The organism is Planctomycetota bacterium (genome assembly GCA_038746835.1).
Classification (GTDB): Bacteria; Planctomycetota; Phycisphaerae; order Tepidisphaerales; family Tepidisphaeraceae; genus JBCDKH01.
In genome coordinates, this window is record JBCDKH010000102.1 from 1 (window position 1) to 12,537 (window position 12,537).

The 12,537-nt window shown below is 67.3% G+C and carries 10 protein-coding genes and 1 pseudogene; 1 reads left to right on the forward strand and 10 read right to left on the reverse strand.

The window, feature by feature from the left end:
• From AAGI46_10830 to AAGI46_10850, 5 genes are all read right to left on the reverse strand, one after another.
• On the reverse strand, window positions 1-187 hold a 187-nt coding region (locus tag AAGI46_10830), incomplete at its 3' end, for a hypothetical protein (protein ID MEM1012698.1).
• Complete coding sequence (locus AAGI46_10835) at window positions 174-785, reverse strand: hypothetical protein (GenBank protein ID MEM1012699.1); 612 nt, start codon at window positions 783-785, stop codon at window positions 174-176. The genes AAGI46_10830 and AAGI46_10835, both read right to left, overlap by 14 nt.
• A 119-nt stretch (window positions 786-904) precedes the next feature.
• Entirely contained in the window at window positions 905-5,521 is a 4,617-nt protein-coding gene (locus AAGI46_10840) for an SUMF1/EgtB/PvdO family nonheme iron enzyme (GenBank protein ID MEM1012700.1), read from the reverse strand.
• 33 nt (window positions 5,522-5,554) lie between these two features.
• Window positions 5,555-6,103 carry a hypothetical protein gene (locus tag AAGI46_10845; GenBank protein ID MEM1012701.1) on the reverse strand — a complete coding sequence of 183 codons (549 nt, stop codon included), beginning with the start codon at window positions 6,101-6,103 and terminating at the stop codon, window positions 5,555-5,557.
• Window positions 6,104-6,149: 46 nt separating this feature from the next.
• Window positions 6,150-6,575 carry a YkgJ family cysteine cluster protein gene (locus AAGI46_10850; protein ID MEM1012702.1) on the reverse strand — a complete coding sequence of 142 codons (426 nt, stop codon included), beginning with the start codon at window positions 6,573-6,575 and terminating at the stop codon, window positions 6,150-6,152.
• A 47-nt stretch (window positions 6,576-6,622) separates the two neighbouring features.
• Between AAGI46_10850 and AAGI46_10855 the strand changes: the two genes are divergently transcribed.
• Window positions 6,623-7,186 carry an RsmD family RNA methyltransferase gene (locus tag AAGI46_10855; GenBank protein MEM1012703.1) on the forward strand — a complete coding sequence of 188 codons (564 nt, stop codon included), beginning with the start codon at window positions 6,623-6,625 and terminating at the stop codon, window positions 7,184-7,186.
• On the opposite strand, the gene AAGI46_10860 is transcribed toward AAGI46_10855, so the two are convergent.
• From AAGI46_10860 to AAGI46_10880, 5 genes and pseudogenes are all read right to left on the reverse strand, one after another.
• A complete protein-coding gene (locus AAGI46_10860) occupies window positions 7,101-8,939 on the reverse strand; it encodes a hypothetical protein (GenBank protein MEM1012704.1) in 1,839 nt (612 codons plus the stop codon). The genes AAGI46_10855 and AAGI46_10860 overlap by 86 nt on opposite strands.
• Window positions 8,940-9,012: 73 nt before the next feature.
• A complete protein-coding gene (locus AAGI46_10865) occupies window positions 9,013-9,705 on the reverse strand; it encodes an ArsR family transcriptional regulator (GenBank protein ID MEM1012705.1) in 693 nt (230 codons plus the stop codon).
• A 179-nt stretch (window positions 9,706-9,884) separates the two neighbouring features.
• Window positions 9,885-10,847: a UDP-glucuronic acid decarboxylase family protein gene (locus AAGI46_10870; protein ID MEM1012706.1), complete on the reverse strand. Its 963-nt coding sequence runs from the start codon at window positions 10,845-10,847 to the stop codon at window positions 9,885-9,887.
• Window positions 10,848-11,256: 409 nt separating this feature from the next.
• Window positions 11,257-11,475, reverse strand: coding sequence for a PspC domain-containing protein (locus AAGI46_10875; GenBank protein ID MEM1012707.1), 219 nt, complete (start codon window positions 11,473-11,475; stop codon window positions 11,257-11,259).
• A 23-nt stretch (window positions 11,476-11,498) separates the two neighbouring features.
• Window positions 11,499-12,266: pseudogene (locus tag AAGI46_10880) on the reverse strand (glycosyltransferase family 2 protein).
• Window positions 12,267-12,537: the final 271 nt, after the last annotated feature.

Consider the following 12,537-nt stretch of genomic DNA (forward strand, 5'->3'; position numbering starts at 1 on the left):
CGCGGTTGAACTGGCAGAGAAGCGCGAACACGGGCTCGGCACACTCGATCGCCGAGCGAAGCCGACTCGTCAAATCCGGCCTGACGCCAGACCATGCGGCCGAGTCGTCAGACGGACCGTCTTGTGGCGGCGGCGGAGCGAGTGACGTCGCCAGCGGGTCCCACTGCTGAGCGTCACGAGGCGTCATCGCGCGCCTCCGCCGAACCGGACGCCTGCGTCATCTCCCGCGGCAGACGCGAAAACTGTCGGACAATTTCAGCAAACGGCGCGTCCTCAGGCTTTCGAACCGCGTCGTCGAACACCTGGCAGTAGCGATCCCAACATGCCGCCTTGAACGCACGACTGCCGCGGATGGCCGACGCCTTGACGCCGCCGATCTGCTCCGTCGCCGCCTCGATGGTTTCGGGGCGAAGGTGCTGGGTGAGGTGCGAACGGACGTCTTGGTCGAGATGGCTCAACGCATGCACAAACGCCCCGAGCAGCCGTCCCTGACGCGCGACGGCCTGTTCCACGTCATCCGACCCGCCGGCGAACACGCCCCGCAGGATGGCCTTCGCGTCGACGGCGGTCATGTCGCCGAGGGTGGACGTCGCGTCGTCGCCGCCGGCACGTCGGCCGGTGTCGAGCATCTTGCGCAGCAGCTCGTCGACCTGGCCCACGTGTTCGGCGAGCAGGCGCAAGATCGTCGACGCCGCGGCGAGATCGATCTCGCCGGCGTCGGGCAGGTCCCAGTCGCGACGCAGCTTGGCCGAGAGCTCGCGAATCGTGCCATCGTCGGGAGTCATCGACGGAGCCTCGGACACGATGATTTCGGGGCAACTTCGATGGAAAAACGCTATCGGCTCTCGCCCGGCAACTCAAGCACCACGCCGCCCGATGACCGGACGCAGCGGTCGCGGCAAAGTCACTCGATGACGACGCCTCGAGACCGTCCGCCGGTCGCTTCTGCGAGGCGTTCGAGCCGCTGGCCGACGTCATCGCCGCCGCCTTCCAGTGCGATGCCGAAGACGGGGATGCCCAGAGCCACGGCCGGATCGGTGACCCGCGACGAGTCGTACTCGTGCAGGAAGTCGGCATTGCCCGAGGCGACGAGGACGACGGCGTCGGGGATCATGCCGTCTGTCTGGCCGGTGGTGCGTTGTGCGACGCGTTGCAGCACCTCGACGGGCCTCGCCCTGCCGGACATGCGACCCGCCAGCACCTCGGCCAACTCCGCCACAGCCGTGTCGACGGCAGCGCGACCAGCCTGCGATCGGAGCCGTGTCGCGGGCAGCACGTCGCGTGTGCGATAGAGCACGACCTCGACCTCGGCATCCTGCGGCAAGCGACGCAGCAGTCGGCTCACCTCTTCGCGGACACGCTCCTGCCGATCGCCCGCGGCCAGGTTGGTCGAGCCGTCGATCGCGATCAGGATCCGGCGAGCCGGCACACCGTCGGCGAGCGTGAGTTCCAGATCGAACAGGCGCGGAACCGCATCGATGTCGTCGCCGTCCGTCTCGCGGTCGAGGAGTGCGTCGGACGTGAGCCCGCCCGCGCGAATCGCCGAGGCGACGAGTTCGTGGGCTTCGAGCGGCTCTTCGAACACGACTCGAAACCCGACGTCGGCGACGTTCGTGTCCCAGTCCGCCTGGTCGATCCGCCTGGGCGTGTTGGCCGGGATTTCGGGGTCCGACAGTGCCGACCCGCCGATGGCGGCTACGCGGACGTTCGCGTCCGCGAATCCGTCGGCAACGCGACGCGGAAGCTCGCCGTCGAACGTCAGCGACGACAGGTCCGTGGGCGTCGGCGTGATGATCCACTCGGCGACGTTGCCGCGGAGATCGCCGAAGGTCTCTGAAGTCGGATCGGCCGGCCGGAAGAACAGTGCGTCGTCGTTCTCCAGCAGAACGCCCAGCGCCGGCGGATCCGTGTCCAGCCCGGCCAGAGGACTCGCAGCCGCGCGGTCTTCAGCATCCACGTCGCGCAACGCCTCGAAATGCCGACGCCACGTCAGGTCACGCAGGTTCGGGCGATCGTCGATGCCCGTCGCGGCGGCCTGCTGCCACTCGGCGAGCGTCGGCAGTCGAGCGTTCAACGTCGATGCCACCGCCCACGCTGCGACCGGCGAAATCGACTGCATCGGCGACCGGTCGGACACGACGTTGGCGTCGTCGGGCAGACCGTCGAGACCCTGCAGGGCATTGGCCGGCACCCAGCCGGCGTCGTAACGCGGCCGGGCGGTGGTCGCCTCGCGATCCCACGCCTTCGGCCCATCGGCGGCGTCGCCCAGCAGGTCGAACGCGATGCCGTCGTCGATCGCCTCGAGCTGGCGGAAGGTCGCGTCGACCGTCATCTCGTGCGTCGTCATAAAGACGGCCACGCCGCGTTCGGAGCCGACGTTGGGCACCTTGCGGAAGGTAAGCGTCGGGCCGTCGGGATCAGCGGCCCAGCGGAACTGCCGGACGTCGTCGTCGACCGTCACGCGACGCCAACCGTCGGCCGGGCCGGGGAACACTGCGTCGGGAGCGACGCGATCCAGCAGATCGTCCAACGCGCGTCCACGCCTGCCACCCATGTCGGCGAGTTTGCGGAAGTCGTCGGCCTCTGCGCGAGCCAAGACGAGGCGGACGAGTTCCGCGCGCGATGCGCCGTCGCCGCCGACGTCTGTCAGGCTCCCGCCCGGCCAGGTCTGGACCATCTCGCCGACTTCCAGAACCTCGCCGGCCGGGACCGTCGCCAGGGCCTTGTCGACGACGCTCGGCCACGCCGCCCGACGCGATGACACGGCTGGCGAAAGCTCGACGGTCGCAAGCAGGTCGTGGAACGCCAGCTCCTGCCGAACGTCGCCCGGCACGCTGGCCCAGTCGTCGCGACCACCCAGGACGACGTACGCGGTTTCGCGAAGGACGGCGTCGTTGCCGTCGCGGACGATGTCCGCCAACGCAGACCGATCGAGTGTGCCGTCGAGGATGGCGACGAGGGTCTGCTGCGTCTCCCTCAGCGGGAAGGTCTGGCTCGGATAGCGAGCCGCCTCCGTCGCGAGCCGGTCGACCAGAGTCGGTTCGTCCGCGACGGATTCGTCGGCAGATTGCCACGTCGTCGCGATCCGGCCAGCGAGTGCGTCGAGGTCGACGAGCCACGCGAGCCGCTCCGACCTACGCCTCTCGATCGTCGCTACGGATTCGATCGCTCGCCGCGAGTCGGCCGCGTCGTCGAGGAGTTCGGGCTCGCGCGTCCACCGGACCAGCACGTCTTCGCGCGCAGACTCGAGAGCGGCAAAGTCCTGACGGAGCTCATCAAGGTGCTCGGTCAGCCCTGGCGAGTCGGACAGGTTTGGCAGGTCCAGCAAATCCAGGGTCGTCAGCGGCTCAACAACGCCGGGCACTGCCGCGGCGGTTTTGAGCATCGCGGTCGCTCGCCGCACCTTCGCAAAGCTGCCGGCGTCGCTCCGGCCGACGTGGTCCTTGACGGCCTGCTCCAGGGCGACGACCAACGGGTCGCTGCTCTCCAGCTGGAGCTCGGTGACGAACGTCTCCCACGCCCTTGCGAACTCGGCGACGAAGACGTTCGTCCGCTCGGACAGACTCGCGACGTCGGCCGGGATTCGCCCCTCGACATCCGATCGAATCGCGTCGTCACGCGAGGCGATTTCGACCAACGCGGCCTCGGCAGTGATCGCGTTGTTCAGGTCGGTCAGCACCGCCGCCGCCGCCTCTTCGCCGTCGGCTCCGAACTCGGCGATCTGTTGCTGCAAACCACGCAACGCCGCCTGCCGCTCCCGCGCGGCCGCCGCCACGCTGTCGTCGAGCGGCTGGTGCGCGAGAAGCCGTTCGAGCCACACATTTCCTTCACTCGGCAGCTCCGGCGGAAGTCGGCTTGCGACGACCTCGATCTGCCCGAGTCCGGCGGAGGCGGCGATGTACGGCTGAAGTGCGACGACGGCCTCGGCGACGATCGGCAGCGTCGGGGCGACGGTCTCGCCGAAGCCACCGCCACGCTCGCGGGCTTCGCTCAGGCTCGGTGCGAGCAGCGTGTCGACCGGCTCGTCGAGTGCGGGCTTGGCCTCGGCGAGCAGCCTGTCGATTCGCTCGCTCAGCCGCGGATCGATCGCCGCTGCTCGGGCGAGGTTGTCCAGGCCGGCGAGGTCGACGTTGGACTCGACCGCACCGACCGCCTGCACCATCGCCGCCGCCTCCGCGAGCGCTCGTGCGACGTCGGCACCAGCGTCTTCGGTGTCGTCCGAGGCCGACGTGAAGCCGGCGTTGATGACGACGAGTAGGTCCGCGAAGTGTTCGCCGAGACGACGCTGCTCGCTCGCCTCGACCTGCAGTGTGCCGGCCGCTCGCAGATGCCGCGCGACCGGATGGCCGTCCTGCCAGCTCCGCAGCAGCTCGGACAGGGCCGACTGAAGACGCGCATAGCCGCTGACGTCGAGCCCGTCGGGTGAGGCGAGCTCGCGTGCGATCTCCGTACGGATCGTTGGGTAGTCGACACCGCGCCCCGTGAAGCCCTCGAAGACGTTGTCGAGTCCGTCGAACGCCATCAAGTCGCGGAACGTCACGCCGTCCAGCACCGGTCCCGGCGGCAGCTCTTCCTGGAACCACCCGGCGAGCTGCTCGCGAACCACGCCAGACGACGCGTAGCCGCCGACCGCGATGCCCGCGACGAGCGTCGCGATCACGCCGCGGCGGACGTTCGGGCCGAGCTTGGACCGCAGCGGGCGAAGTGCGTCGAGCCTGGCCCGCACGCGTCCCGGCCGCCATGCGTCGGTCGCTTCCGTCGCAAGCAGCTCGCCGACGAGCAAACGCCAACTTCGGCTGCGCCGGCCGAGACGTGCCCATTCGGGCAGCTCGTCCAGCGAGGCCGAACGTTCGATCGGCTTGGGCATGCGGCCGACGACGGCGGCGAAGAGGATCGCGCCCAGCGCCCGTGCGTCTCGGGCGAAGTCCTGGTGGAGGCGTGCTGCGTCGAGGCGTGGGTTGGCAGTCGTGGAGAGCTTCGTCCCGCTCGAACTCTGATCGCCGCCGCGTGGCAGTGCGGGGTCGGTCAGCCGAATGCGCAGCCGCTCTCGCCCGCGCGACAGGTCGACGCCGATGGCCGACTCGGTCAGATTGCCGTGCGGTCGGCCGGCGAGTTGGTCGAGCGACTCGAGCCCGCTGACGATGCCGTCGGCGAACGCCCAGACCGTGATCGCGTCGTGACGCAGGCCGAACACACGGGCGGCCTCCGCGTCGAGCGGCGGGTGGTGTGTCGCGATGAACGGCCTCGGCCGGGCGTCGACGGCTCCAATGCCGCCCGTCTGACTCAGGCCGATCTGGCTGACCCTGGCCCAACTCCTGGACTGCGAGGCGAGCTGGTCGCGCAGGTAGGCGTCTGCGGTGAAGGCGGCGTCGAGTCGTCGCTCTTCGGCTTCGCCAAGCGTGATGCCCGGGTCGAGCAGACGCAGCCGCACCACGCCGTCACCCTCGCGCAGGCCGAAGGTCACGCTGAGTGCGTCGCGTTCGACGATGTCGGTCGCTTCGTAGTCGCCCAGACGCACCATGCGATTCGCCTCACACGCAAGACCTCGGCCGGGTCAGTTGGTCGCGACCGTCGGGATCGGTGCCTGCTTGGGCTCGGCCGGGACGATCTTGCCGGGCTCGATGCGGAATGTCGCCGAATCGGTGTCGGCCAGTGCTCCGAGCTTGGACCAGTCGCGGGCGTCGAGGCTGACCGAACGGACCCGGCCGTCCCGATCGTCCGGCGGCCACTCGGCGTAGATGATCACGCCCCACGCATTCCGTGCCGCCCACTTGGCAAACAGCGGATCGTCGGCCGGCAGCGTCTTCTTGGCCTCGGGCTCGGCCTCGAAGTCGGCACGCCAGACCATGCCCTGCTGCTCCAGCGTGTCGATGAGGCCGTTGACCGTCGCGAGCACCTCGGCCTCGCCGTCGCTGCGGAGGACGGCGGCGAGTTCCACGTCGTTCACGCCCACGACCCAGACGTCGACCCAGTTTTTCGACAGTCGTTGATCGCGATCGATCGAGAGCGACAGCTGCTGACGCTCCGTCCTGGGCTTGATTCCGCAGCCGCTGACGATCACCAGGATCAGCAGCACCCCCGACCAACAGAGACGACGTGCCATGGTCGGAGTCTAAACGCACGCCGCATCGCGGCAACAAACGCGGTGTTCACGCGATCGGCAACCGCACCGTCCCAGGCGGCGGCGGTGCGGCGGGCTTCTTCTTGACCAGCGGCTTGCCCAGCACCTTGTCAGCATGACGTCGAAGCTGTTCGGCGCTGGTGAACAGGTGGTCGTAGTCGTACTCGCTGCCGTGCCACTCGCAGCCGTCGGTCGTGTATTTCCGGCAGATTCGGGGTCGCTCCTCGTAGATGCCGCAGCGGTTGTCGGGCAGGAGGTGCTTGCAGCGGCTGGCGAACGCGAGGTACCACTGGTCGTCCTCGACGAAGACGTGCACGCCTTCGTGCATGAGGTACCACCGGACGTTGTCGTAGTCCTCGGCCGACTCCGGATTGTCGATCGGCAGCGCGATCTGCCGACAGCACAACGCCGAACACGACTCGCACAGCGGCGTCATCTCCTTCGGCTTCGACATCGCTGACAATGTAGTGAACTTCCGACCTGCCGTGCGAACGATTGTGCGTGCGCATCGTCGCTGGTGAGTTTCGAGGCAGACGACTGCTCCCGCCTGTCGACGATGCGACACGTCCGGTGACCGACCGCGTCAAGCAGAGCCTGTTCGACGTGGTCACGCCGTGGCTCGACGGCGGCGTGGTATGGGACGTCTTCGCGGGCACCGGCAGCTTCGGGCTGGAAGCACTGAGCCGCGGCATGGAGCGGGCCGTCTTCTTCGAGCGACATCGGCCGGCACGACTGCGGCTTGGTAAGAACATCCTGACCCTCGGCCTGGAAGATCGCACGCTGATTCAAACGGGCGATCTGTATCGAACGACTTTCGACGACCTGCCGTCACCCAGCGTCGTCTTCCTCGACCCGCCCTACCGCCACGTCCGCGAAAAAACCGACGTCCTCGACGCGCTCATCGGTCGCTCGGTCGAGGCCATGAAGCCCGACGGTCTGCTCGTCTTTCGTCACGACGCCGCGGACGACGACGTCGTGATCAGTTCGGCTCGTGAGACGGATCGTCGTCGCTGGGGTCAGATGACCGCGCGTCTGCTTGCGCCGGCATCGGCGCGCCCTGGATGAACGCGACCAAGCTTCGCCAGTCCGCAGCCGTTGCAGCGGCAGCGAGTAGGACCTCGGCGGCGGTCGTGGCGATGCGGAGCAGAATCGCCACAAACAGCAGGAACGCCCACCACGCGTCCTTCCACGACGCAGGATCGAGCAGCCCGATGATCGTCGAGAGATCGACGCCCGCCTCGCCGTCGACCAGGCCTTGGTGGGCGGCGTCGAGCTTCTGCTTGGCCGACTCCTCGAAGCCGGCCATCGCTGCCAGTTCGAGCTCTTCGGGCATCAGCAGAGTCAACGCCGCAACGAAGACGAGTTCACGGATGCCCAGCCCCGCCGGGACGATCGTCGCCAACCGTCCCGCCGCAAAGGCCAAGCCCCAAGCGCCCGTCGTCGCGAGCAGAACCCGGCCTGGTGCCTCCGGTGCGAGCGGGTCCGACACGAGCATCCACACGGCCAGGCCCTGGAATAGCACACCCAGCACCTGCCACGACGCCAGTGGCAGCAGGCGTCCGGTCGCCAGCCGCGTCTTGCCCGATCGCCCAGCCACGGGAACCAAGCGGTAGAACACTTTGCGCGACACCAGCACGAACAGCACCGGCGTTGCTGCGATTGCCAGCAGCCACAGCGGCCGCCACGTCGGCAGGTTCGTCCACGCCGTCCACCAGCACGCGGCCAGGCCCACCACGATCGCCGCAATCACCGCGAGCCCGCCTTCGGTTCGACCGGCGGCGTGGGCTTGCGGACCGCTGGGTCCGTACGGCCGGGTCAGCTCCATCCGGAGCACCACGAACGAGCGGCCTGGCAGATTGCGCGTCACGTGCCCGAGCGACCAGATCCGCGCCGCGGCCGTTGGCGGCAACGCGTGCCCGAGCCCGACCAGCGCCTGTCGCCACACCGCCACGCGGAACAGCAGCAATCCAACAGCGAACATCGTCGTGCCAAGCGCGATGGGCAACAGGTCCAGCTCTCCCAGCCGGCCGGCCACAGCATCCCACTCGCGCGTCACTGGCTCGACCACGAAGTACAGCGCTGCCAGCGTCAGCGACACGACGATCAGCCGCGTCAGCCAAGGCAGCAGCCACTGAGCGGTCCGGACGATCTTGCGTCGCTGCTGATCGTCGAGGCTGATGATCTCGTCCTCAACGACGCGCGTCCGACCACCAATGCGACGCCGACGTGTCGGGAGCAAGTCGACGCCCCACTTCCGCAGCGTCCGACGCAGCAACCGACGGATCGGCGGAACCCAGCGAAGCAAGATGTAGTTGACGAGCTTCAGCCCGAGCCACGTCATCACCATCGTCACGGGCGCGGCCAATGCGGTGATGCCAATGAGCCGCGCGACGTTGTCCAGGCCCGTCCGCTGAAGCCACGGGACGCGGCTGACAATGCCGTCGTAGTAGTGCCCGACCGCCCACATCAGCCCGGCCGTCACGGCGACGCTGAAAAACGTGATGAGCCCCGTAAACCACGGTGACTCGATCGGCAGACGCCGGCCGCGGAATACGTGCGTCGTCAGCCGGCGCTTCCCCGGCAGCGTGACCAATGCAAAGCCGACGACGAACAGCGGAATCCCACCCGGCCCGGGCAGCAAAACGCCCAGAATCGGGCTGGCGATGATCGCCAGCCACCCGATGACGTTCTTCAGGACGAACCAGAAGTAGTTGCGTGCGACGCGAGTGGCCCAGCCCTCGTCGGAGTAGTCGAGCACGTTGTCCGTCGACGCAGCGTCGGCGTGCTCGGCGTCGACGGTCGGAGCCTCTCTCGTCACGTGCCGGCCAGTCTAGACAGCGCCAGCAGCCGACCGAAAGTCGGCATGGGTCCGCCTCGCGTGAGGCTCGCCGTCAGGTAAGCGTCTTGAGCAGCACCTTGGCCACGCGGTTCAGGCCGCTCTTGGCGTTGGAGACGAACTGCTGGAAGATCTTATTCGTGACGGCCATGAACTCGCCCATGTCGGCAAGACGCTTGCGAGTGAGCTTGACCGACTCGTCGCGAGCGGCGGCCTTTCCGATCTCCTTCTCGCTGAGCATCTCTTCGCACTGGCGAATCGTCTCGAGCACCGGGTCCATCTCACGACGCTTGCGCTCGGCGGCGATGATGCTGAAGAGCTCCCATACGTCGCCGAGGCTCTCGAAGTACTCACGACGCTCGCCGCGCCTGTGGAATCGTCGGATGATGCCCCAGTCGCACAGCGCCCGCAGCGACATGCTGGCGTTGCCGCGGGAAATGTTGAGCCGGTCCATCACGTCGTCCGTGCACTGCGGCTTGGCGGTGATGAAGAGGAACGCATGGATCTCGGCCTGAGTGCGGTTGATGCCCCAGGTTGCGCCCATTTCGCCCCAGCGGCGGATGAAAGTGTCCTGCACCTCGCGGAGTCGATCTTCGACGGACAGCTTCCGCGGCTTGGCCGGTGCGGCACCGACCTGACGCAGCGGCTTGGCAACGGACCCTGACGCCCTGCCGTTTAACGTCCCCGCCGGAGCGGCAACGGGGCTGAGCTTGACGGGACGAGCGTTCGTTTGCGTGAGCGGTGTCATGGTTTCTAGTCCTTTCAGTCTGGACTGAACATACACGCGACCGGCTCACTGCCTTTCATACCCGTTGAAAGAAACGAAAGTTCGCCCGGCAGAACACGCTCCCTGGCGGCGCGAAGCCAGCCTCCGCGCGAGGCGAGGCACCCGCTCGGAAAACATGGTTTTGGCCAATGGATAAGCTATCAGGCCGGCTTTTCGCTCAGCAGCTCGTCGCGGTAGAACTCGATCATCTTCGCCAGGCCTTCGCTCCGGCTGACGACGGGCTCCCAGCCGAGGATGCTCTTGGCACGCGTGATGTCGGGCTGCCGAACCTTCGGATCGTCCGGCGGCATCGGGTGGAAGGTGATCTCGCTGGTGCTCTCGGGGATGAGCGCCTTCACCTCTTTGGCGATGTCGAGGATCGTCAGCTCGTGCGGGTTGCCGAGGTTGATCGGCTCGTGGAAGTCGCCCTCCATGACCTTGTTGATCCCGTCGACCAGGTCGCTGACGTAGCAGAGCGACCGGGTCTGCATGCCGTCGCCGAAGACAGTGAGCGGCTCGTTGTGCAGGGCCTGGCGGATGAAGCTGATGACGACGCGTCCGTCGTGCGGGTCCATCCGCGGGCCGTAGGTGTTGAAGATGCGGATGATGCGGGTGTCGACCTTGCGCTCGCGGTGGTAGGCCATCGTGCAGGCCTCGCTGAACCGCTTGGCCTCGTCGTACATCGATCGCAGGCCGATGGGGTTGACGTTGCCCCAGTAGGTCTCGGGCTGGGGGTTGACCTGCGGGTCGCCATAGCACTCGCTGGTGCTGGCCATCAGGAATCGGCCGCCGTGCTTCTCGGCGAGCTCCAGCATGTTCCAGCAGCCGGCGCTGTTGACCTTGAGGGTCATGACCTGCTGCTTGACGTACCCGATCGGCGAGGCGGGGCTCGCCATGTGGTAGAAGCGATCGATCTTGCCCTCGGGCAGCGCTCCGCCTTCGAACGGCTGGATGATGTCGTGCTCGACAAACGTGTAGTCGTCCCGCTCGACCAAGTGCGCGATGTTCCCTTTGCGTCCCGTGGCGAAGTTGTCCACGCCGATGACCTGGTGTCCCTGCGCCAGCAGGAGGTCAGTGAGGTGAGAGCCGAGAAAGCCGGCCGCGCCAGAGATGAGGATGCGCATGGTCGTCGTGGGTCCGCCCGCAGGTCGGGCTCTTGGACCCTATTCGGTCCGTGCGTCACTCGCCATGCGACCGGAGACCTCACCCGAGGTTCTCGGACCTTTGCTTCCTTCTGTCGGTCAGCGATGAGCGGATTCGCGGACGCGACAGTCGCAGAGGGTCTCGCTCGCGCTCGACGCTAATCGGGTGCTGAGACGAGCGTGCGTGTCCCTCCGTCATCCCGAGCGGAGCGAGGGACCTCGTTCGATCTTCGACGCAAAACAAGACGAGGTCCCACGCTCCGCTCGGGATGACGGAGGCGCTGACTTCAAGTCAGAACCCGTATGACACACCGATGGACTGTCGACGTCTCCACCGAAGCCGTGGGTAGAGCGAAGCGTCACCCCGGGTCCGACGAAGCGCCCGATCGCATCAACGCAACCCGTGATCGTCCTGAGGCATCACCACCCAAAGGACCAGGTAGACGATGATCCCCGGAAACGCGACCGAAAAGAGCGACACCACCACATAGAGGACCCGGACCAGCGTCGGATCCCATCCGAGCCACCGCGCGATCCCGGCACAGACGCCCCCGATCATCTGCTCGCGAGTCGACCGAGTCAGCGGATTCTGAGGCGAGGGGACGGACACCCCGTCATGCTAACGATCGTCCCTCAGTCCGTGAACCGGAACCGGATGATCGCGAGGATCGCTTTGATCCCGTCTTTCCAGGTGATCTTCTTCCCCTCTTCGTAGCTGCGCCCGTAGTAGGCGATGCCGACCTCGTAGATGCGGAGGCGTGGGCGCATCTTGGCGATCTTGGCCGTCACCTCGGGCTCGAAGCCGAAGCGGTCGCACTTGACCTGGATGCGGTCCAGGACCTCCTTGCGGAAGACCTTGTAGCAGACCTCCATGTCGGTCAGGTTGAGGTTCGTGAAGCAGTTGGACAGCGTCGTCAGGAACCGGTTGCCCAGCGAGTGCCAGTAGTAGAGGACGCGGTGCGGCTCGCCGATGAATCGGCTGCCAAACACGACGTCGGCCACGTCGCGGACGATCGGGTCGAGCAGCTTGACGTAGTCGGCCGGGTCGTACTCCAGGTCGGCATCCTGGACCAGGACGACGTCGCCCGTCGCTTACTCGAAGCCGCGGCGAAGGGCTGCGCCCTTGCCTTGGTTGTGGGGCTGGTGGAAGACCTTGAACTCCAGCCCACGCCGGCCGCCGTAGTGGTTGGCGAGCGCTTCCAGGACGGTCTTGGTCTCGTCGGTGCTGGCGTCGTTGACGCAGATGATCTGCTTCGCCAGGTTGCCTGGGACAGGCGCTCGGACGACGAGGTCGACGAGCGTCGCGACGGTCCGCTCTTCGTTGTAGACCGGGATGACGATGCTGACGACGTCGGTCTTGCGGGCCGACTCGGTCGGGCGGACGTACGGGTGGTGGTGGATGGCCGCGTCGTCGCCTGCGATCTCCAGGGCGGTCTCGACGCTGGCGGGCTGGCCTGGTGGCGGTGCGGGGACGTCGCGCTCGACGTCGCGGGTCGTGGTCTCGGCACCTGCGGTCATGGGCGTGCGACGGTAGCGAAGTCGATGCGGGGTCGAAAGTTCGAGCCGGTGTCGGGACTAGGAACTAGGGACTAGCGACTAGGGGACTCGGGACTAGGTGGGGACTCATGAAGCCGGTGGACAGAGCGCAGCGTCGTCCCGGGCTCTGGACCAG